The following is a 21,762-nucleotide window of genomic DNA, read 5'->3' as shown; positions in this document are numbered from 1 at the left end:
AACCCTCAGTTTCGAGGAGGTTGCTCTGTAGTTCTCTGCAGCAGTGCGTATTTGGCTTCCAGTCCGTCCAGTAGGGATTCCAGCGCGAGTTCGAAACTGGCACCGTCGATTTCCGCAGCACGCTCACGCAACAGATGTGCTCGCGTGAGGTGCGGGTAACGCTCGGCGTAGATCGCAGGATCGTCCACGAATCCGCCGGAGAACGTCGCCGTCGCAGCACCCATGACCACGTACTTGACGGAAGCGCCGATCAGTGTTGCCGTGCGCTGTGGCCATCCGGCGCGCACCAGTCCGCCATGGATGGCGTTCGCGCGATCGAGGGCGATGGGCCTGACGCTCGGACCGTAGGCCAAGTAGGGAACGATATTGGGATGCTTGCCCAGGGCGGCGTGGTAGGACCGCGCCCACGTGCGTAGCGCGCCGCGCCAATCGTCGGAGTCGAAGCCGCTCACGTCGACGGACTCCATGATGACGTTCGCGACGTCGTCGAGTAACTCGTCCTTGTTGGCGTAATGGCTGTACAGCGACGGTGCCTGTACGCCGAGAACAGTGGCGAGTTTGCGCATCGAGAAGTCGGTCAAACCGTGCTCGTCCACCAGTTTCAGGGCGGTGTCCCTGATGATCGGCTTACTCAGTAGTGGAACCCGCGGTCGCGCCATCGCCCAGAACCCTTTCGTCTGAAAGTACTGGACAACCTTACACTGTGAGTTTATTATCCAATTAACCTAACAGTGTTCGGGAACGTGGAGGATCAGATGACACGGGTGTTCGAGAACAAGTCCGATCTCCTGGGGGCGGTCGGTGAAACGCTGGGCTCGAGCGAGTGGGTCGAGGTCACCCGCGAGATGGTCCATCAATTTGCCGACGCGACCGGTGACCATCAGTGGATTCACGTCGACGACGAAAGGGCAAAGCGTGAATCACCTTTCGGTGGTCCGATTGCCCACGGGTATCTGACTCTCTCGCTCCTGCCGCTTCTGTCGAAGTCCGTGTATCGCATCGACGGCGCGAAAATGGTCGTCAACTACGGGTCCGACAAGGTTCGATTCCCGAGTCCGGTGCCAGTCGGGGCCAAGGTTCGAAATACCGCAGTGCTCTCCGCAATCGAAGAATTGCCGAACGGTTCACTACAGAGTCAGATCACCAACACCGTCGAGATCGAAGGCGTGGACAAGCCCGCCGTTGTTGCGCAGACCGTCGCACGAATCTTGTTCTGAAACCCTGCCAGAAGAAAGCAGACTCCATATGAATCTCGAATTGACCGGTGAGGAAGTTGCGTTCCGCGAGGAGATGCGAAAGTTCTTCACCACCGAATTCTCGCCCGAACTTCGAGCACGTGCAGCCGGATTCGGAAAGCTGACTCGTGAGGACATCGTTGCGGGTCAACAGATTCTGAACGCACACGGGTTGGCGGTTCCACACTGGCCGGTCGAATGGGGTGGCAAGGACTGGACTCCGGTTCAGCGCCACATCTATTCCGAGGAAATGCAGTTGGCGTCGGTACCCAACCCGTTGCCGTTCAACGTGAGCATGGTTGGGCCCGTTATCGCTGCCTTCGGTTCGCAGGAGCAGAAGGAGAAATTTCTCCCCGCTACGGCCAACGCCGATATCTGGTGGTGCCAGGGTTTTTCGGAACCAGAAGCCGGTTCGGATCTCGCTTCACTCAAGACGGCCGCTGTCCGTGACGGCGCGGATTACATCGTCAACGGTCAGAAGACGTGGACTACTCTCGCTCAGCACGCCGAGTGGATCTTCTGTCTGGTTCGCACAGATGCCAGTGCCCAGAAGCGGCAGGCCGGAATTTCGTTCTTGCTCATCGATCTGGCAACTCCCGGCATCACGGTTCGCCCCATCAAACTGATCGACGGCAGCGTCGAGGTCAACGAGGTGTTCTTCGACAACGTCCGCGTACCTGCGGAGAATCTTGTCGGCGAGGAGAACAAGGGCTGGGACTACGCCAAGTTCCTGCTCGGCAACGAACGCACGGGGGTCACACGGGTTGGGTTCTCCAAAACCCTTGTCGCCACGGCAAAAGAGAAGGCGCGGGAGGTCCACGTCGGAAAAGGCACACTCCTCGAGGATCCGTTGTTCGCGGCTCGGTTGGCTGAGTTGGAAAACGAACTGCTTGCACTGGATCTGACTCAACTGCGAGTTGTGGCGAGTTCGGCAGACGGAAAGCCGAATCCGGCATCGTCGCTGCTCAAGCTCCGTGGCTCCGAATTGCAGCAGGCGGCAACGGAATTGCTGATGGATGTTGCGGGTCCGGACTCGTTGCCGGTGAACACGGCCGAGATCGACTCGCCGGAGTGGGCGCAGCAGGCGGCGCCGCGCTACCTGAACTACCGGAAGGTTTCCATCTACAGCGGATCAAGTGAGGTGCAGCGCTCCATCATTGCCTCCTCGATCCTCGGATTGTGAGCATCTGACATGAATTTCGAACTCGACGACGAGCAGACGATGCTTCGCGACACGACGCGTGAATTGCTCAACCGCAGCTACGACGCGGAGAAGCGCAACGCCACCTCGGCTACTGACGAGGGATGGAATGCCGCGGTGTGGAAGCAGTTCGCGGAGCTCGGGCTGCTCGGCCTGCCGTTCGCGGAGGCTGACGGCGGAATGGGCGCTGGACCGGTCGAGACCATGGTCGTGATGACCGAACTGGGCCGTGCGCTTGCACCCGAGCCGTACTTGGGTGGTGTTCTGATCCCCGGCGGTTTGATCGCGGCTGTCGGTTCGGCAGATCAGCGGGCGCGGCTCCTGCCGGCGCTCAGCGACGGGACCACTCTGTCGGCCTTCGCGCATACGGAACCCGGCACGCGCTGGCCGGTCGCCACCGTCACGACCACGGCGTCGCAGTCGGGATCGGGGTGGACTATCACCGGCGTCAAGAACCCGGTCCTGCAGGGCGACAGCGCGCACGTCGTGATCGTCAGCGCCGCACTTCCAGACGGGGGCACCGGGCTCTTTCTGGTAGATGCGGAAAGCGCGGGTGTCTCATGGAGCAAATACGCAACTCACGACGGCCGTCGCGGTGCGCAGTTCACGTTCACCGATGCCGCGGCCGAACAACTTGGTGAGGGCGGCGATGTCACGGAGGCGATCGTCGAAGCAGAGGTTCGGGCGCAGGCAGCTCTGTGCGCCGAGGCGATCGGAATCATGACCGAGGCTCTGCGACTGACGACGGAATACCTGAAGCAGCGCAAGCAGTTCGGTGTTCCACTCGCGAAGTTCCAGACGCTGACTCATCGTGCGGCCGACATGTACGTGGCGCTCGAACTGGCGAGCAGCATGAGTCTGTACGCCACCATGGCCATCGCCGACGGAGTGATCGATCCGACCATCGCGTCGCGAGCGAAGCTGTCTGTCGGTCGCGCCGCGCATCAGATCGGTCAGGAAGCAATTCAGATGCACGGTGGTATCGGTATGACAGCCGAGTATCCGGTCGGGCACTACGTCTCACGGCTGGTGGCCATCGAACACACTTTGGGCGCATCGGACGATCACCTCAGGGTGCTGGCCGCCGGCGTCTCGAACTATTCGATGGTGAACGTCACCGAGTAGATCGGTGGTGACGATAACGGGAGGTCACGCGCAGGTCGCGTGGCCTCCCTTGTCTGTGCGGGGGCCGACCCGCGGTATTCGCGGTCAAGTAAAATTCCTGTGATCAGTCCGAGAAGAGAAAGGGATCGAAGTGACCGCGCATACCGAGCAGCTCGAGTTCCAAGCAGAAACACGTCAGCTGCTGGATCTGATGGTTCATTCAATCTATACGAACAAGGACAGCTTCCTTCGTGAGTTGATCTCCAACGCTTCGGACGCGCTGGACAAGCTCCGCCTCGAGTCGTACCAGGACAAAGACCTCAACGTCGACGTCTCCGATCTGCACATCGAGATCGACATCGACAAAGCGGCGCGCACCCTCACGATCCGCGACAACGGCATCGGCATGTCGCGTGACGAGGTCGTCGACCTGATCGGCACGCTCGCCAAGTCCGGCACCGCCGAGGTACGTCGTAAGCTCAAGGAAGCCAAGGATGCAGCGGCATCGGAAGAACTGATCGGTCAGTTCGGCATCGGTTTCTACTCCACGTTCATGGTCGCGGACAAGGTCACGCTGCTGACCCGCCGTGCCGGTGAAGATCACGCGACGCGCTGGGAGTCGACCGGCGAAGGCACGTACACGCTCGAGCATGTGAACGAGGCGCCGCAGGGTAGCTCCGTGACCTTGCACCTGATGCCCGAGGATTCCGAGAACGGCCTGCACGACTACACGTCGGAATGGAAGATCAAGGAACTGGTCAAGAAGTACTCCGACTTCATCGCGTGGCCCATCCGCATGGATGTCGCTCGTACGTCGACGCCGGCCGAGGGCGAGGAGCCCGAGGTCACCATCGAGACCGAGACGATCAACTCGATGAAGGCGCTGTGGACTCGCGCCAAGGACGAGGTGTCCGAGGACGAGTACAAGGAGTTCTACAAGCACGTCAGCCACGCCTGGGACGAGCCTCTCGAGGTCATCCCGATGAAGGCCGAAGGTACTTTCGAATACCAAGCGCTGCTGTTCATTCCGTCGACGGCGCCGTTCGATCTGTTCATGCGTGAGCGCAAGGCCGGGATCCACCTCTACGTCAAGCGCGTCTTCATCATGGACGACTGCGAAGAGTTGGTGCCCGATTACCTGCGCTTCGTCAAGGGCGTGGTCGACGCACAAGACCTCTCGCTCAACGTCTCTCGTGAAATTCTGCAGCAGGACCGGCAGATCGCTGCCATCCGTCGTCGTCTGACCAAGAAGGTCCTCTCGACCATCAAGGACATGAAGGCGAACGAGCCGGAGAAGTACTCGACTTTCTGGACCGAGTTCGGACGCGCGCTCAAGGAAGGCCTGATGGCCGATGCCGACAACCGCAAGACGCTGCTCGACATCTCGTCCTTCGCCTCGACCAACAGCGAAGAGGGCGTGACCACTCTCGCCGAGTACGTGGAGCGCATGAAGGACGGTCAGGAACAGATCTACTTCATGACCGGCGAATCTCGTCACCTCATCGAAAGCTCCCCGCACATGGAGGCTTTCAAGGCCAAGGGCCTCGAGGTTCTGGTACTTACCGACCCCGTGGACGAGATGTGGGTCGACGCTGTCTCGGACTTCGACGGCAAGACCTTCCAGTCGATCGCCAAGGGCGAGGTCGACCTGGACACCGAGGACGAGAAGAAGGCGGCCGAAGCCGAGCGCGAAGAGAAGGAAAAGGAATTCGGCGCGCTGCTGACGTGGCTGTCCGAAACCCTGTCCGACGACATCAAGGAAACGCGTCTCTCGACGCGCCTGACCACGTCGGCTGCCTGCATCGTCGGCGACGCGTTCAGCATGTCTCCGACGCTCGAGAAGATGTACAAGGCTTCGGGTCAGCCTGTTCCACACAGCAAGCGCATTCTCGAGCTCAACCCGGAGCATCCGCTTGTCTCGGGTCTGCGGGAGGCGCAGGCCGCCAATGACAATGCAGAGAACCTGACGGAGACGGCTCAGTTGCTCTACGGCATGGCGTTGCTTGCCGAGGGCGGTGAACTGAGCGATCCGGCGCACTTCACGCGCCTGCTGGCCGATCGTTTGGCTCGCACAGTCTGATCGCGTCTAGCTCGCTCGAACTCCCGGCACTCACCTTCATCGGTGGGTGCCGGGAGTTTTTTCTTGATCGTTTTCTAATGAGGACCGTTTCTGTCCGCAATAACTTCTAACGTAGTTCTCACAGGGCACGAACCCACGAGCGAAGGAAAACATCATGAACGCACCGATCACCACCGTCACCGGCGAGCGCGCGGATCTCCTCCAGAGCCTGCGTCGGCATCGTGAATTCCTTCTCTTCACCGTCAAGGACCTCACCGACGAGCAGGCCGCTTCGAGGCCGACCGTGAGTGAACTGTGCCTCGGCGGATTGATCAAGCATGTGGGTCAGGCGGAAAAGGGATGGGTCGACTTCATTCTGGAAGGGCCGGCCGGACTTGGTGGGGACTTCGACCCGACCCAGTGGTCGGAAGAGATGCAACAGGAACGGGCGAACGAATTCGCCATGGTCGAGGGTGAAACCTTGGCAGGCATCGTTTCCGAGTACGAGGGGATCGCGGCCAGGACCGACGAGTTGGTGGCCTCGCTGGACAGCCTCGACATCTCGCATCCACTGCCGTCGGCGCCGTGGTTCGAAGCGGGAGCTCGCTGGTCAGCGCGGCGCGCATTGCTGCACATCATCGCCGAGACGGCCCAGCATGCGGGCCACGCGGACATGCTTCGCGAAGCCATCGACGGTTCCAAGACGATGGGTTGATGGATGGATTGATCCACCGGGATGTTTACACATCACACAAATATGTAACACTAGTGTCTATGAGCACCGAAAAGTCTGCCTTGCAACCGCCGATGCAGTGGGACGCCTGGGGCGATCCGGCCAAGAAGCGTGAACTGTCGAACGCAGTCACATCATTGTTGACCGGATTTCTCGGTGTCTCCGCACCGACTCGATCGCGTCTCGCCATCGAAGACGTCCAGGTGGCTCCGTCCGCTATGGCCCAGTCGCATGTCGAAGCGTTGGCTGGGCTGGTCGGGGCCGAGTACGTCAGTACCAAGGATTCGGATCGAATCCTTCGGGCCGGTGGCAAGAGCACCCCGGATCTGCTGCGCCGTCGTAGCGTCGAGCCGCAGGACGCACCGGACGCAGTCGTCACTCCAGGGACAGACGCAGAGGTCGAGCAGGTTCTCCGATACTGCTCTGCCAACCGGATCGCAGTGGTCCCGTTCGGTGGTGGCACCAGCGTCGTCGGCGGGCTCGATCCCATTCGTGACGGGTTCGACGCAGTTCTTTCTCTCGATCTGCGCAGGTTCGATCAGCTTGTCGGGTTGGACGAGGAATCGGGCATTGCGACGTTCGGCGGCGGAACTACCGGCCCACGGGCCGAGGAGCTTCTGCGTGAGCACGGTTTCTCGGTCGGGCACTTCCCGCAGAGCTTCCTGTTCGCCACTCTGGGCGGGTTTGCCGCCACCCGGTCTTCGGGGCAGGCGTCGGCTGGATACGGGCGCTTCGAGGACATGGTTCAGGGCCTCACCGTTGTCACCCCGAGTGGAGTGATCGAGACCGGGCGTGCGCCGGCATCCGCTGCAGGCCCCGATCTGGGTGAGCTCTTTGTCGGCTCCGAGGGCACCTTCGGCGTCATCACGCACGTGCGTGTGCGGGTTCACCGTCTGCCCGAGACCACCGTGCGCGAAGGGTGGAGCTTCCCCGACTTCGCCACCGGCGCAGCTGCATTGCGTGAGCTTGTCCAGGAAGGATCGGCTCCGACCGTGCTGCGGTTGTCCGACGAGGCCGAGAGTGGCGTGAATCTGGCGACCACCGACAAGATCGGCGAGAACGCCTTCACCGGTGGTTGCCTCGGCATCACCACCTACGAGGGCACCGCTTCGCACACCGCTGAACGGATGGCGGAGGCCCGCGCAATTCTCACCGCTCACGGCGGCACGTCGCTCGGTGAGGAGCCCGGAAACAGCTGGGAACACGGGCGATTCGATGCGCCGTATCTGCGTGACGCTCTGCTCGACGTCGGCGCACTGTGCGAAACCCTCGAGACGGCAACCACCTGGGGTAACCTCGCGAACCTGCGCTCCTCGGTCACCGAGGCGCTGACCAAGGCTCTCATCGAGCAGGGGACTCAGCCGCTCGTGATGTGCCACATTTCGCACACCTACAAGACCGGTGCTTCGCTGTACTTCACCGTCGTCAGCGCGCAGACCGAGGATCCGATCGCTCAGTGGCACAAGGCGAAAACTGCCGCTGGCGATGCGATCATCGCCGCCGGTGGCACGATCACCCATCACCACGCTGTCGGCGCCGATCACCGCCCATGGATGAAGGACGAGATCGGTGAATTGGGCGCGAACATCCTTCGCGCAGTGAAGAATGCAGTGGACCCTGCCGGCATCCTCAATCCTGGAAAGCTGATTCCGTGACCGAAACCCGCAGTCAGATCGAGAAGGTTACCGTCCTGATCAATCCGATGGCGGGACATGGTCACGCGCCTGCGGCAGGACGCAAAGGTGTTGCGCGACTGCGCGCTCGGGGAGTTGCCGTCACCGAGATCATCGGAACCGACGCCGACGACGCCAAGAAATTGGCCCGTCGTGCGATCGAGGAGGGTACCGACGCGCTGGTGGTGGTCGGCGGTGACGGTGCCATCAGCATCGGATTGCAGGCTGCCGCGTTGACCGATACTCCTATCGGGCTCATCCCGGCGGGCACCGGTAACGATCACGCCCGTGAGTTCGGCATTCCCACAGGCGATCCCGAGGCAGCCGCCGATGTGATCGCCGACGGCGTCGTGCAGCAGTCCGACCTGGCGAAGATCACGCTGGCCGACGGTTCCGTCGTCTGGTCGGGAACGATCATCGCGAGCGGATTCGATTCGCTGGTCAGTGAACGGGCCAATCGGATGTCGTGGCCCAAGGGGCCGATGCGCTACAACCTGGCGATGCTCGCCGAGTTGGCGAAGATGAAGCCGTTGCCGTACCGGATCGAACTCGACGACGAGGTCATCACGGTGGACGCGACGCTGGTCGCTGTTGGCAACGGGCGCTCGTACGGTGGCGGCATGCTCATCACGCCAGGAGCGTCGAAGTCGGACGGGTTGCTGGATCTGACCGTCGTCGGGCACGGTTCGAGGTTGCGTCTGGTGCGCCTGTTTCCGCGGGTGTACAAGGGAACTCACGTCTCGCTCGACGCGGTGCAGACGTACCGATCCAAGAAGGTCCGGTTGGTCTCCGAGGGCATCATCGCTTACGCGGACGGTGATCGGGTGGGACCGTTGCCCATCACGATCGAGGCAGTTCCCACGGCGCTCAACATCTTGACGCACACTCGGATCTGAGTCGGTTCTGCCGGGCACTAGGTAGCGGTGGTGTCAGACTTCTCGGATGAACGAATCGACGAAGTCGGCGCACCGCCGCACTGCGTGGACGTCGGAGAAATGGCAGCTAGCCACCGACATCCCGTTGACCGCTGCGGCCTGCCTTTTCTTGGTGGCGTACGCGTACCAAGTGCTGGCGCAACCGACGGGCCTTCCACATCGTCTGACCGAATGGACGATGTGGGCTGCGTGGGTCGTTTTTGCCGTCGACTACGCAGTTCGCCTGTGGTTGGCACCTGCCCGCGGTCGCTGGTTCGTCAGGCATCTCTTGGACTTGGCGATGGTGGTGTTGCCCATGCTGCGTCCGCTGCGCCTACTTCGGTTGGTCACACTGCTTGCGATAGTTCACCGCTCGAGCGGGCAAAGCTTGCGTGGACGGGTGGTTATTTACGCCACTGGTGCCACGGCCTTGCTGATCGGTGTCGCGGCGCTGGCCATGCTCGATGCCGAGCGTCACGCGCAGGGCGCTGCCATCACGTCGTACGGAACGGCATTGTGGTGGGCGATGGAGACGGTCACGACCGTCGGTTACGGAGACATGGCGCCCGTTACCACGACCGGGCGCATGATCGCCGGAGCATTGATGATCGGCGGAATTGCGTTGCTGGGCATCGTGACTGCCACACTCGCTTCCTGGTTGGTCGAGCGCGTGGCGGAACAGGACGAGGCATCCCAGGCCGCGACGCGTAAGCAGGTGGCGGACCTGTCCGAGGAAGTCCGAGCCTTGGCCACCCGCACGCACCGAGTCGATCTCGCGTCCGTTGATACCGATTCGCTGCGTCGCGAACTGGCGTCGAGGGGAGTCGTGGCGCAGCATGCACCTTCGGACAATTGACCCGCAGTACAGCAAACAATAGAACGATGGTCTGATAATCTTGCGTGATGGTGGCGACCCATGGATTCCAGCGCGCGCGCAGGCCGGAGCAGATCGAAGCGCGTCGGTGCGCGATTCTCGATGCGGCCCGCGCGATGCTCGGGTCCAGGCCCGTCGCCGATATCAGCCTGCGTGAGCTCAGTGAGAGCGTCGGACTGGCGAAGTCGAACGTGCTTCGCTACTTCGACAGTCGCGAAGCCATCTTTCTCGAAGTGCTCGACGAGAACTGGGTTGCGTGGTTGGACGGGTTGTCCGAGTCGTTGACCCCGACCGGTGACGACTCGCCGTTCGCCACTGAAATCCATGTGGCATCGACGGTTGCGGAATCGCTTGTCGCACAGCGTTTACTGTGTGAGTTGATGAGCGTCATGGCCGGTGTCCTCGAAAGAAACATCTCCGTCGACTTCGCCCGTGACTTCAAGAAGCGGGCAACGGTCAACTCGGGAAGGTTTGCGTCGCTGATTCATTCGCAATTGCCTCACCTCTCGGAGGGCGACGCGGCTCAATTCGCCAAGGTAACCCTGGTGATTGTTGCAGGCTTGTGGCCGACTGCCGAGCCTGCCGAATCCATGGTCGTCGTACTGAACGAGATGCAGGCGCCCCCTGCTGCCGACATGTTCGCAACCGGCCTACGTGAAGGTCTGATCAATCAGCTCGTCGGGCTGTCGGCGCGAGCGGCAACCCGAACGAGCTGAGCCCGTTCAGGCGCTGTGCAGCGTCAGGACGGTGATCTCGCTCGGTGCGAACACGCGGAATGGTGGACCCCAGAACCCGGTTCCGCGGCTTGTGTACAACTGCGTGCGGTCGCCGTGACGGGTGAGCCCGTGCACCGAAGGTTGATCGAGTTTGACCAGAAAGTTGAAGGGCCAGATCTGTCCGCCGTGGGTATGACCGGCGAGCTGCAGATCCACTCCCGCGGAAGCGGACTGAGTTACCTGCTTCGGTTGATGGGCGAGCATCAGGATCGGCAAATCGGGGTCGGTGCCGGCAAGGGCCATATCGAAGTTCGCGCCGTGACCGTCGAGCTTCGATCCCAGAGCGGTGGCGTCGTCGACTCCGGCGATGACCAGGTTGTCGCCGCCCTTGGTGACGACGAGGTGCCGGTTGTGCAGGGCATCCCAGCCGATCGAGGTCATGTAGTCGAGCCACTCCTGAGCCTCGTGGAAGTACTCGTGATTCCCGGTGACGTAGACACGAGCGAGTCTGGCTTCCACCGACGCGAGTGGGGTGGCTTGGCCGAGGCGCTGCTCCACTGTTCCGTCGGCAATGTCACCGACGTGGGCCACGATGTCGGCGTCGAGTTCGTTGACTGCCGCGATCACGCGCTCGGACCACTTCTCGCGATTGATCGGGCCGAAATGGGTGTCGGTAATTGCGACTACCCGAAGCTTGTCCATTCCCGCTCCGAGGCGAGGGATGGTGACGTCGACGTGCTTGATCCGTGGCAGTCTCATGGCTTCCCGATAGCCCCAGATCAGCAGAACGGCCGAGGTGATCAGTGCCGCAACGGCGACGATTCTCGATCGAAGCGGGTCATCCACGCCGCCGACGAGCAATCCGAGCCTCAGGACTTCACCGAGCAGGGTCCACACGAACACGACCCAGATGATTCCGAGGAGGGCGTCGCCGACCAGGCGAACTGGATCGCGGTCAGTGTGTCCGTGGCTGAGCATCATGGTGGCAGGCAGGGTGATCAGGAGGGCGGCAAATAGAACGGTGCCGAAAACTGCCACCGCTGTCGGCCAGTCCGGCCGGACGAACAAGCTCCACCACGGGTACACGAACAACAGAGCCAAGATCGACGCGACAATCGCGGATATGGCAACGATCCGCAACGGTCTGCGGCGCGGAACTCGAGCGACGTCGGTCGCCTGGGGTGTAGTCACCCCGTCCAGAGTAAAGGTCCACTGGTCTATTAACAAGGGGACGGTGGTCCGCTATCGGAATGTCGGTGTTCTCGGATAGGTTTCCGAACGTTGAAACTCGGCCAGTGATCAGGTGGGTGGCGCATGGAGAAGTACGACGTCAAGAAGGCACACAAGGATCTCTATTCCCCCGGGCGCAGCGATTTTGCCCTCGTGACCGTCCCACGCTTCGGCTACTTCGCCGTCGACGGTCACGGTGATCCCAACACTGCCACCGAGTACTCCGAGGCGCTCGAAGCGCTGTATTCGGTGTCCTACGCGACCAAATTCGCGAGCAAGAAGGAACTGGATCGCGACTTCGTCGTGGGCCCGCTGGAAGGGTTGTGGCGGGCAGATGACCCCGAGGTGTTCGTGACGCGGGACAAGTCGTCGTGGGATTGGACGATGATGATCTCGCAACCGGAGTGGATCACGGAGACCGAACTGTCTGCGTCGATTGACGCAGTCCGGGCCAAGGCAGTGCGGGCCAAGAAGGAGAGTACCGCTCTCGACAAGGTCAGGTTTCTCGAGTTGGAGGAAGGTCTGTCCGTCCAGATTCTTCACGTCGGCTCGTACGACGACGAAGCTCCCACCCTGGACCGGCTGCACAACACGTTCATCCCGTCGAACGGCCTGAGCTTCAACGGCGATCATCACGAGATCTACCTCAGCGACGCTCGCCGGACGCCGCCCGAGAAACTGAAGACGGTTCTGCGTCAGCCTGTTTCGAGGTAGCGATTACGGCTCGAGGCCGCGCAACTTCTCGAGGTCGCGTCGCTCGCGTTTGGTCGGTCTGCCGGCGCCGCGATCACGTCGCGGGATGGACGCGATCAGTTCGGGAGGCGGTGGGGGTGGTGAATTATCCTGCAGGCAATCGGCGGCCAGTACGGCGCTGACTCGTTTCGTGATCGGCTTGACCACGACGACGATGCGTTCGATGCCGGATACACGCACCCGCACCTCGTCGCCGGCTTTCACCTGCTGAGCCGCCTTTGCCGACGTTCCATTGACCCGAACGTGTCCCGATCGGCAGGCCGTCGCCGCCTGCGAGCGTGTCTTGAACAGCCGAACCGCCCACGTCCAGCTGTCCACGCGGACACTGATCGCGTCGGAGGGGAGTTGGGCTGGCACGCACTCCAGCCTACCGACGAGTGCTCACAGACCCTGCGCGCGGATGCCCGAGTAGGCGCGCGGCGCATACCGCAGTCGTAGCGGCAGCAGATGCCAGAACCGATCTGTCAATGTCAGGAAGCGGGCGAACCAGAAGTACATCCGTTCGTCGCGCGGCGTCCATTCCCATTCAAGGGTCTTGCGTGCCTTCTCCGGCATCAGTGCCTTGCCGATCCAGTTCGCCACGGCCATCGTGGGGCGAGAGCTAAGACGCCACAGCCACGCCGGAACCTTCGGAGCCGGTGCGATGTCGTGCTCGGCGATGCGCGTCGACCATTTTGTGGTGTGGGTGTTGATCAGGTGGTTGTCGAGCATGTCTTCCCAATACGTGCGGAAGCTGGCGTAGTCGTCGAAAGCCGGTCGATCGGTGAGACCGTAACAACGCCACCAGGTTACGGCCTCACGGACAAGCTGGTCCTTCTGCCCCGCCGTGAACTTCTTGTACGCGAATCGCTCGTTGAAATCGAGTATCACCTCGAAGAACGTGACGTGTGTCCACCAGAAAGTGTCAGGAGCGAGGGCGTGGTAACGCCCGCCGGTTTCGTCGATTCCTTTGAGATCGGTGTGGAAGTTGCGAACGAGCGTGCCTGTGCCCTCTTCGGTCCGGTCGTACACGACGCCGTAGATGGGCGGCAGTGAGCGGAACAGGCGGTCGAGCGGGTTGTCGAAAAAATTCGAATGATCCTGCAGCGCTCCACTTACCGCGGGATGCATGTTCTGCAGCGTGCCTGCGCGTCCGAGATACAGCAGACCGCGAACGTCGCCGAAGTGTGTCCACGTCAGGGAACCGGGGCCGATCGGATCGGCTCGTAGTTCCCGGGACTCTGGTCGCGCCTGGGGCTTAGGTCGACGAGTATCGGTGTCCGGATCGCTGCTCATCTGGTTGACCCTCCGCCTGCGCTCATGTGACAACGGTTGTTGTCAAATGATGACTTTTGCTGCGCCGCGCGAATTTGTCAATGGATTCGGCTAGATCTGCCCGAAAACAACTCCGGCCCCTCACCTGCAACAGGTGAGGGGCCGGAAGAGTGAAGCGGTCGGACTCAGGCGTATTCGTAGAAGCCGCGACCGGTCTTCTTGCCGAGGCGACCGGCGTCGACCATGCGGCGAAGCAGCGCCGGCGGAGCGTAGTGCGGTTCTGCGAATTCCGCGTACAGCGACTCCGCTGCTGCGAGAGCGATGTCGAGACCGACGGTGTCGAGCAGCGTCAGCGGGCCCATCGGGTAGCCGCAGCCGCCCTTCATGGCCTCGTCGATGTCTTCTGCTGTGGCGTAGCCGGATTCGAGCATCCGGACAGCCTGGCACAGGTACGGGATGAGCAGAGCGTTGACGATGAAGCCCGAACGGTCGCCCGCGCGAACCGTCTTCTTACGCAAGGTGTTCTTGGCGTAGTCGGTGACGGCGAGAACGGTCTCTTCGGACGTCGTCAGGCTGACCACGATCTCCACGAGCGGCATGACCGGCACGGGGTTGAAGAAGTGAACGCCGACAACCTGGCCGGGGCGCGAGGTGGCCTTGGCGATCTTGATGACGGGGATCGACGACGTGTTGGTCGCCAGAATGCCTGCAGGCTTGACGATCTTGTCGAGCTTGCCGAAGATCTCGTACTTGAGAGCTTCGATCTCGGGAGCAGCTTCGATCACCAGATCGCGATCGGCGAACTCTTCCATGTCCAAGGTGACGCGGACGCGTGCGATCGCGGCGTCGGCGTCTTCCTGGGTGATCTTGCCCTTGGCGACGCCGCGGTTGATCGACTTGGCGATCCGTTCGCGAGCAGCGGCGGCAAATTCTTCTTTGGTTTCGAGCACCAGTACCGAGCTACCGGCTTTTGCACAAACTTCGGCAATGCCGGCACCCATGGTGCCGCCGCCGATTACGCCTACGAGTTCCACAATTCTCCTCAAAAATTAGGGGCAAGCCCCTGTGCGCCGTTCCGGTAGTCAGAACTACCAGAAAGGCGCACAGGGGCGCGAAGTGCCTTACTTCAACAGCGCACGCGACATCACGACGCGCTGGATCTGGTTCGTGCCTTCGTAGATCTGCGTGATCTTGGCGTCGCGCATCATGCGCTCGACTGGGAAGTCGGTGGTGTAACCGGCGCCACCGAACAGCTGCACTGCGTCGGTGGTGACCTCCATGGCAACGTCGGAAGCGAAGCACTTCGCCGCAGCGGAGATGAAACCGAGGTTCTTCTCGCCGCGCTCGGCGCGAGCTGCGGAGGTGTAAACCATCAGACGTGCGGCTTCCACCTTCATCGCCATGTCGGCGAGCATGAACTGCACAGCCTGGAAGTCGCTGATGGACTTGCCGAACTGCTTGCGGTCCTTGGTGTATGCCAGTGCTGCGTCGAGTGCACCCTGGGCCAGGCCGACGGCCTGTGCGCCGATGGTGGGACGCGTGTGGTCGAGCGTCTCGAGAGCCGTCTTGAAGCCGGTGCCCGGTTCGCCGATGATGCGGTCACCGGGGATGCGGCAGTTCTCGAAGTACAGCTCGGCGGTGGGGGAGCCCTTGATGCCGAGCTTCTTTTCCTTCGGTCCGACGACAAAGCCCTCGTCGTCCTTGTGGACCATGAAAGAGGAGATGCCGTTTGCGCCCTTGTCGGGATCGGTGACAGCCATGACGGTGTACCAGGTGGACTTGCCGCCGTTGGTGATCCAGCACTTGGAGCCGTTGAGGATCCAGTCGTCGCCGTCAGCCTTTGCGCGGGTTCGCATCGAAGCGGCGTCGGATCCGGCTTCACGCTCGGACAGTGCGTACGACGCCATTCCGCCGTTGACGAGGTCCGGGAGCACCTTGGACTTGAGCTCTTCGGAACCCTTGAGGATCAGGCCCATGGTGCCGAGCTTGTTCACAGCGGGGATCAGCGAGGAGGATCCACAGACGCGGGCGACTTCCTCGATGACGATGCAGGTGGCGACGGAATCGGCGCCCTGGCCGTCGTAAGCCTCGGGAACGTGGATGGCGTTGAAGCCGGACGCGTTGAGAGCGGTGAGCGCTTCCTCGGGGAAACGTGCGTTCTCGTCGACGTCCTTGGCGTACGGCGCGATTTCCTTCTCGGAGAGTCCGCGGATAGCAGCCCGCAGTTCGTCGTGCTCTTCGTTCAGTGCGAAGAGATTGAAATCCGGGTTTCCTGCCATGGGAACGCTCCTTGGTGAAGGTGGCTTGAAGGCGGTCGGTGCGGCTCCGGCGTTACCAGCGAGATTCGCGGACAGACCGGTGCCCATGACCCCAGTCAAACACGGCACTGAGTGCCAGGTCAAGGGATGGGTGTGTGAAGTTTCGGTGCACGAGCAGTGTCAGCCGAGTTGTTCGTGGATTTTTCTGCTGATCTCATCAGCGGACGTGCCCGGGGGAAAGGCTACTACCAGCACGGACTTCGATTCTGGCGTGCTGGTCTTGGACCCGGGTGCCACGCCGTACGTCCGCCGAACGTCGAGCAATGCCTGACTTAGTGCGTCAGCTGTGGCGTCCTCGTCGCCTTTGATCATGCTTCGCAAGAGGTAGTTGTGGCACGCGGTGACAGCTGCGGCAAAACCGACAACCTCGAGGACAGGTTCGCGGGGCACAGCGCTGCGCAGGTAGTCGACGAAGAGGCGCTCGTAGCGGAATCCGGTGACGAGTTCGCGGTCGCGAAGAGCCGGAACATGCTGTACGACGCGGTATCGCCGCATCGACAGGTCTCGGTTCCTGCGGAAGAAATCGAAGACCAGTCCCGCGGCCTCGCACACGGACGCCCAGGGGTCGGCGGAATCGGACGCGAGGAACTCTGCGACGTGTTCGAGGAGGGACTCGTGATCGGCGAAGATCACGTCTTCCTTGGAGCGGAACTGCCGGAAGAACGTCCGACGCGACACACCGGCGGCAGCGGCGATCTGCTCGACGGTGGTGGCTTCGTACCCGTTCTCCGAGAACAACCGGATCGCTTGAGACGCGACGTGTACCCGAAACTGTGCGGGGTCAGTTCCGGGTACATCGGAGCGCTCGGTCATGGATGCAAGTATCCAGGTTTCGTCGGCGTCAGTTGTCGGCGCGTAGCTGGAACTTGAGAACCTTGCCGGTGGGGGTGCGAGGAAGGTCGAGCGGGAAGACGATGTCGCGGGGAACCTTGTACCCGGCCAGCAAAGTGCGGGTGTGCTCGACGATGTCTTCGGCGGATGCCTGTAATCCCTTGCCCAGCACCACGAATGCCTTCGGGCGCTCGCCCCACTTCTCGTCCGGAACGCCGACGACTGCCACGTCGATCACCGCGGGGTGACTCATGATCGCCTGCTCCACCTCGACGGTGGAGATGTTCTCGCCGCCGGAGATGATGATGTCCTTCGCGCGGTCCTTGAGCTGGATGTATCCGTCGGGATGCATGACGCCGAGGTCGCCGGAATGGAACCAACCACCGGCAAATGCTTCGGCTGTCGCGGCCTCGTCGCGGTAGTACCCGAGCATCACGTTGTTGCCGCGGAGCACGATCTCACCCATGGTCTGGCCGTCGGCGGGGACGTCGTTCATCTCGGCATCGACAACGCGAGCATTTTCGGCCTGCACCATGCCGACTCCCTGACGAGAGAGAAGTGCGGCGCGCTCGGACTGCGGCTTGTCGTCCCAGGCTTCCTGGTATTCGCAGATCGTGTAGGGGCCGTATACCTCGGTGAGGCCGTAGACGTGAACGACGGTGACACCGATGTCTTCGAGTTTTCCGATGATCGTCGGTGACGGGGGAGCGCCGGCGGTGGTGATGCGCAAGGCGTCGACCTTGTGGGCCTGGTCTGCGTCGGCGATGGTGGAGCAGACGGTAGGAGCGCCGCACAGATGTGTCACGCCCAGATTGTCGATGGCGTCCCAGATCGCATCGGCGCGGACCGCGCGCAGGCAGATGTGTGTGCCCGCGGCCTGAGTGACGGCCCACGGCGTGCACCACCCGTTGCAGTGGAACATCGGCAGTGTCCACAGATACTTCGTCGCTCCGTCGAAGCCGTTGTGGAATGTCTCGCCGAGCGAGTTCAGGTACGCCCCGCGGTGGGAGTACATGACGCCCTTGGGTTTTCCGGTGGTACCCGAGGTGTAGTTGATGGCGATGCACTGCTGCTCGTCGTCGACGCCCCAGTGCAGTGGCTGATCGGAGAGAGCTTCGCCTTCGGCAATCAGATCGGCGTACTGCCCGGTGACGATTCCGGTGGGAACGTCCGGATAGGGGACGGTGGAGTCCGGGATCTCGACGATCTCACGCAGGCTCTCCACGTTTGCCTTGGACGAGGTGACCGAACCGACGAATTCGGAGTCCACGAACAGGATCGTGGTTCCCGAGTGATCGAGAATGTATTCGAGTTCGGGACCGGCGAGGCGTGAGTTCAGGGCGATCAGGACCCCGCCGGCGAGGGGGACGGCAAAATGCGCGAACAGCATCTCGGGTACGTTCGGCGCCAGGTATGCAACGCGGTCACCGGGCTGAATGCGTTCACGCAGGACGCGGGCCAGAGCCGCGACCTCGTCACCGAACTCTCGGTACGAGTAGGTCCGGTCGCCGTGAACGACGGCGGTGCGCTCGGGGAACACCGCGGCGCTGCGCTCGAGAAAGCGCAGCGGACTGAGCGGGGTGTTGTTGGCTGCGACAGCTGTCGGGACAGACACGGTTCCTCCGAAGGCGACGTGGCACGGTTGGTGTCACGATAAGTGTGATCGGCACTACAAATGGCCTGGATGCACGCTATTGCCCAGCCAAAGGTGCCGCTACCCTCTGAATTGGGTACGTGGAGGTGAGAGTGAGCAGGGTACTGAGACCGAGCGACGACGACGCGTTGCGCGCCGAACTGCGTCGGCTGCACCCCAAAACCGAGTTGCCGGTTCTGTTCGGCGGCTGCGTCAGCGACCGGTCGCTGACCATCACCGGTCACGTCGGCACGCGCAGCAACATCCTGCGAAACCTGCGGATCGACGCCGAATGCGGACTCGGCGGTCGGGCGATCGCAGAACAACGACCGGGCGCGGTCCAGGACTACGCGAACTCGTCGCACATCACTCACGACTACGACTACGAAGTGGGCACCGAAGCGATCGAATCCTTGATGGCAGTCCCGATCGTCGTTCGCGGGGTTACTCGCGGAGCGATCTACGGAGGACTGCGTGCCAACCTGCCGATCGGCGACGTGATCGCAGAGACGATGATGCGATCGTCGTACGCGTTGGCCCGAGAATTCGAGATTCGCGACGAAGTAGATCGTCGGGTGGCGATGCTCGATACCGCTGCGGTGGAACATGGTTCGAACCGCGATGCCCAGATATCCGAAGGGTTGACCGAGAGCGTCCTGGCGCTCGGCGAGATCGCGGCGAACCTCGAGGACATGGCTCTCAGCGCGCAGGTCCTCGCGGTCGAGGCAAAGTTGCGGGCGTTGGCGTCGCCGAAACCTTCCGCGAACACTCCAGTCGCGAACACCGTTGTCCTGTCGCCACGCGAGCGGGAGGTGATGGGGTACGTCGCTCTCGGACTGCGCAATGCCGAGATCGCCGAGAGGTTGTCCCTGAGCGTCGAAACGATCAAGACGTACATGAGGAATCTGATGGGAAAACTCGACGTCCGCAGTCGTCACGAAGCGGTCGTGGAAGCGCGGCGGCAAGGTTTGATTCTGTGAGGGCTTGATTCTCTGATCGGTCCCGCCAAGCGGAATTTCGGAACTGCGTCGCCACTCCGGTTGATATGACGGACCTCACTATCGGCAGAGTTCGACACGAGTGATGAGGGCATCGATGCAGGATTTGTTCGACAACAACGACATGACCGGCCTGGCCGAAGCGATCAAGAGCGGCGACGTCTCCGCCAAGGAAGTCCTCGAGTTCAGTCTGGACAGGCTCGACGAGCGCAACCCGGCAGTCAACGCGGTGATCAGTGAGCGCCGAGAGGAAGCGCGCAACGAGGTATCAGGCGGCCTGCCGGATGGTCCACTGCAGGGCGTCCCGTTCGTGATCAAAGACCTCGGCATGGACGTCGCAGGATTGCCGAGCACCAATGGATCTCGATTGTTCGCCGACGCTGTGGCAGAAAAAGATTCGACGCTCGTCGAGCGCTACCGCCAGGCTGGTCTGGTTGTCATCGGCAAGACGAACACCCCGGAGTTCGGCAAGAACGCGAGTACCGAACCTGCGCTGTTCGGACCCACCCGTAACCCTTACGCCCTTGATCGTTCGCCCGGCGGATCTTCGGGTGGCACGGCTGTAGCTGTTGCCGTCGGGATTGTGCCAGGCGGGCATGCCAGCGACGGTGGTGGATCGATCCGTATTCCCGCATCGGCCTGCGGCCTGGTAGGCCTCAAGCCGAGCCGAGGACGTACTCCGACGGCACCGGCGCGCACGCTCTTCTCGTCGCCGATGAGTGTTCATCACGCGCTCACCCGAAGTGTCCGCGACACTGCGTTGCTTCTCGATCTGTCCGCCGGGCCGACAGTGGGCGATCCTTACGTGATCCTGGCGCCGAAGCGGCCGTACATCGAGGAAGTGGGTGCCGATCCCGGACGGTTGCGGATCGGTCTGAGTAACGCTCTTCCTGACGGCACACCGGTGGACCCGGAGTGCTCGGCCGTCGCGACCGGTGTTGCCGGCCTGCTCGAAGAACTCGGTCACGATGTCACCGAGAGTGCCCCGAACTTTCCGCTCGATGCGCTCACTGCCGGGCTGTCGGTGTTGATGGGCATTCCGATGACGATCGAGGTCGACGAACGACTCGACGCCCTGAACCGCGCGATCCGCGACGACGACCTCGAGCCGATGGCGCGGATGATCTACGACCGCGCGAAGTCCGAAAGTGCGACGAACGTCGTCAAGGCGCTGCAGGAACTCGAGCGGGCCGCCCAGGTGATCGGTGCGTTCTTTGTCGATCACGACCTGTTGCTGACTCCGACGATGGCTCGGCCGGCAGCTCCGCTCGGTCTGCTCGATACGGCGAATCCTATGTCGATCTGGGAGCATTCGGCCGGGTACAGCGGCTTGACCAGTCCGTTCAACAGTTCAGGTCAGCCGGCGATTTCCTTGCCGATGGGTCATGACTCGGCCGGCGTTCCGATCGGCGTGCAGTTGGTCGGCGCGTTCGGCCGTGAAGATCTGCTGATTCAGGTTGCGTCGCAGCTCGAAACAGCCCGTCCGTGGTCCATTGCGCCGGTGTGGCCGCCGGTCCCGGCGTAGCGCGCGGTCGTCCGAGCCGGGGAGGACGTCAGGCGATGATGCGAATCGGCCACTGGCCGTTCACATCTGCCACGTCCCTCCCTTGGCTGAGAAGGTACTCGGCGAAATCGCGTTGCCGCTCGGCGTGCCAATCGGCTTGATCGACCATGAGATCGAGCCCCAGGATGTCGGGGAACCGCACGGCCAACTCGCGGGCCAACGCTGCCGCAGCTTTGGCATCGGCCTCGGCTTCGTGCGCCGACTCCAATGAAATTCCGTAGTGCTCGCACACGGCCGCAAGCGTTCGCTTGCCCTTGCGGAACGTATCCATCGCCCGATCGATCACGTACGGATCGATCACCAACCCCGGAACGAATGCAGGCTTGCCGATGCGCAGACCCTCGGCATGCATGACCGTCAGATCATAGGAGGCATTGAACGCCACGACGGCGTGATCGCGCGCCCAGGAATTGTGCAGAGCCTCGCGAATCTCTTCGTAGCCCTCGGAATAATCCTGGCCGTGTTGCGCCGCGAACTCGGTGCTGATGCCGTGAACAGCCGAGGCGCCGGCGGGGATGTCGACGCCGGGATCGAGTAGCCACGTGCGTGTTTCGACACTCGAACCGTCGATCACCGCGACGCAGGCACTGACGATACGAGCGGTCGACGGATCCCGCCCCGTGGTCTCGAGGTCGAACGCGCAGATCGGGCGATCGGACCAGCTACTCATCG

21 protein-coding genes are annotated in these 21,762 nt (G+C 62.2%); 12 read left to right on the top strand and 9 right to left on the bottom strand.

The genetic code is table 11. The features are described from left to right. Positions 1-5: 5 nt before the first annotated feature. A complete protein-coding gene (locus M0639_RS24350) occupies positions 6-659 on the bottom strand; it encodes a TetR/AcrR family transcriptional regulator (protein WP_007731342.1) in 654 nt (217 codons plus the stop codon). A 96-nt stretch (positions 660-755) separates the two neighbouring features. Between M0639_RS24350 and M0639_RS24345 the strand changes: the two genes are divergently transcribed. From M0639_RS24345 to M0639_RS24305, 9 genes are all read left to right on the top strand, one after another. After that, the gene (locus M0639_RS24345) at positions 756-1,217 is read left to right on the top strand and encodes a MaoC family dehydratase (RefSeq protein WP_003939959.1); all 462 of its coding nucleotides are present in this window, start codon (positions 756-758) and stop codon (positions 1,215-1,217) included. Positions 1,218-1,245: 28 nt separating this feature from the next. Beyond that, positions 1,246-2,418 (top strand): acyl-CoA dehydrogenase family protein, encoded by a 1,173-nt coding sequence (locus M0639_RS24340; RefSeq protein ID WP_058037693.1) that lies wholly within the window; start codon positions 1,246-1,248, stop codon positions 2,416-2,418. Positions 2,419-2,427: 9 nt separating this feature from the next. After that, positions 2,428-3,561 carry an acyl-CoA dehydrogenase family protein gene (locus M0639_RS24335; protein WP_058037694.1) on the top strand — a complete coding sequence of 378 codons (1,134 nt, stop codon included), beginning with the start codon at positions 2,428-2,430 and terminating at the stop codon, positions 3,559-3,561. Positions 3,562-3,691: 130 nt separating this feature from the next. After that, on the top strand, positions 3,692-5,620 hold the full coding sequence (gene htpG / locus M0639_RS24330) for a molecular chaperone HtpG (RefSeq protein ID WP_064073481.1): 1,929 nt from the start codon (positions 3,692-3,694) through the stop codon (positions 5,618-5,620). Positions 5,621-5,774: 154 nt separating this feature from the next. Further along, positions 5,775-6,314 carry a DinB family protein gene (locus tag M0639_RS24325; protein ID WP_030535159.1) on the top strand — a complete coding sequence of 180 codons (540 nt, stop codon included), beginning with the start codon at positions 5,775-5,777 and terminating at the stop codon, positions 6,312-6,314. Positions 6,315-6,406: 92 nt separating this feature from the next. Then, positions 6,407-7,987, top strand: coding sequence for an FAD-binding oxidoreductase (locus M0639_RS24320; RefSeq protein ID WP_064073488.1), 1,581 nt, complete (start codon positions 6,407-6,409; stop codon positions 7,985-7,987). Continuing rightward, entirely contained in the window at positions 7,984-8,901 is a 918-nt protein-coding gene (locus M0639_RS24315) for a diacylglycerol kinase (protein ID WP_007731349.1), read from the top strand. The genes M0639_RS24320 and M0639_RS24315 overlap by 4 nt, the downstream gene beginning before the upstream one ends. Before the next feature lie 46 nt (positions 8,902-8,947). Further along, on the top strand, positions 8,948-9,775 hold the full coding sequence (locus tag M0639_RS24310) for a potassium channel family protein (protein WP_007731350.1): 828 nt from the start codon (positions 8,948-8,950) through the stop codon (positions 9,773-9,775). Between the two features lie 47 nt (positions 9,776-9,822). Continuing rightward, the gene (locus tag M0639_RS24305) at positions 9,823-10,509 is read left to right on the top strand and encodes a TetR/AcrR family transcriptional regulator (protein ID WP_007731351.1); all 687 of its coding nucleotides are present in this window, start codon (positions 9,823-9,825) and stop codon (positions 10,507-10,509) included. A 6-nt stretch (positions 10,510-10,515) separates the two neighbouring features. Here the strand turns inward: M0639_RS24305 and M0639_RS24300 are convergent, their stop codons facing one another. Continuing rightward, a complete protein-coding gene (locus M0639_RS24300) occupies positions 10,516-11,700 on the bottom strand; it encodes a metallophosphoesterase (RefSeq protein WP_054781212.1) in 1,185 nt (394 codons plus the stop codon). A gap of 123 nt (positions 11,701-11,823) precedes the next feature. Here M0639_RS24300 and M0639_RS24295 point away from each other — a divergent pair, with 123 nt between their 5' ends. Then, entirely contained in the window at positions 11,824-12,453 is a 630-nt protein-coding gene (locus tag M0639_RS24295) for a GyrI-like domain-containing protein (RefSeq protein WP_064073480.1), read from the top strand. A 3-nt stretch (positions 12,454-12,456) separates the two neighbouring features. Here M0639_RS24295 and M0639_RS24290 read toward each other — a convergent pair whose 3' ends face one another. The 6 genes from M0639_RS24290 to M0639_RS24265 form a co-directional block, all read right to left on the bottom strand. After that, a complete protein-coding gene (locus M0639_RS24290) occupies positions 12,457-12,849 on the bottom strand; it encodes an RNA-binding S4 domain-containing protein (RefSeq protein WP_029256216.1) in 393 nt (130 codons plus the stop codon). A 24-nt stretch (positions 12,850-12,873) separates the two neighbouring features. Next, the gene (locus M0639_RS24285; RefSeq protein WP_064073479.1) at positions 12,874-13,767 is read right to left on the bottom strand and encodes an oxygenase MpaB family protein; all 894 of its coding nucleotides are present in this window, start codon (positions 13,765-13,767) and stop codon (positions 12,874-12,876) included. 164 nt (positions 13,768-13,931) lie between these two features. Continuing rightward, complete coding sequence (locus tag M0639_RS24280) at positions 13,932-14,780, bottom strand: 3-hydroxybutyryl-CoA dehydrogenase (RefSeq protein WP_020909078.1); 849 nt, start codon at positions 14,778-14,780, stop codon at positions 13,932-13,934. An 87-nt stretch (positions 14,781-14,867) separates the two neighbouring features. Beyond that, positions 14,868-16,025: an acyl-CoA dehydrogenase gene (locus tag M0639_RS24275; protein WP_003939784.1), complete on the bottom strand. Its 1,158-nt coding sequence runs from the start codon at positions 16,023-16,025 to the stop codon at positions 14,868-14,870. A gap of 159 nt (positions 16,026-16,184) precedes the next feature. After that, a complete protein-coding gene (locus tag M0639_RS24270; protein ID WP_003939674.1) occupies positions 16,185-16,877 on the bottom strand; it encodes a TetR family transcriptional regulator in 693 nt (230 codons plus the stop codon). Between the two features lie 28 nt (positions 16,878-16,905). Then, positions 16,906-18,510, bottom strand: a complete 1,605-nt coding sequence (locus M0639_RS24265; protein ID WP_003940122.1) for an acyl--CoA ligase family protein — start codon at positions 18,508-18,510, stop codon at positions 16,906-16,908. Between the two features lie 131 nt (positions 18,511-18,641). On the opposite strand from M0639_RS24265, the gene M0639_RS24260 reads away from it, so the two are divergent. After that, positions 18,642-19,508, top strand: a complete 867-nt coding sequence (locus M0639_RS24260; RefSeq protein WP_030535167.1) for a helix-turn-helix transcriptional regulator — start codon at positions 18,642-18,644, stop codon at positions 19,506-19,508. Positions 19,509-19,623: 115 nt separating this feature from the next. Beyond that, complete coding sequence (locus M0639_RS24255) at positions 19,624-21,051, top strand: amidase (protein ID WP_003940167.1); 1,428 nt, start codon at positions 19,624-19,626, stop codon at positions 21,049-21,051. 28 nt (positions 21,052-21,079) lie between these two features. Here M0639_RS24255 and M0639_RS24250 read toward each other — a convergent pair whose 3' ends face one another. Beyond that, positions 21,080-21,760, bottom strand: a complete 681-nt coding sequence (locus M0639_RS24250; RefSeq protein ID WP_003940028.1) for a 3'-5' exonuclease — start codon at positions 21,758-21,760, stop codon at positions 21,080-21,082. Between the last annotated feature and the right edge of the window lie 2 nt (positions 21,761-21,762).

The organism is Rhodococcus qingshengii JCM 15477, from assembly GCF_023221595.1.
Lineage (GTDB): Bacteria > Actinomycetota > Actinomycetes > Mycobacteriales > Mycobacteriaceae > Rhodococcus_F > Rhodococcus_F qingshengii.
Note: the sequence above shows the minus strand (reverse complement) of the source record. Positions and strands in the feature narration are given on the sequence as shown.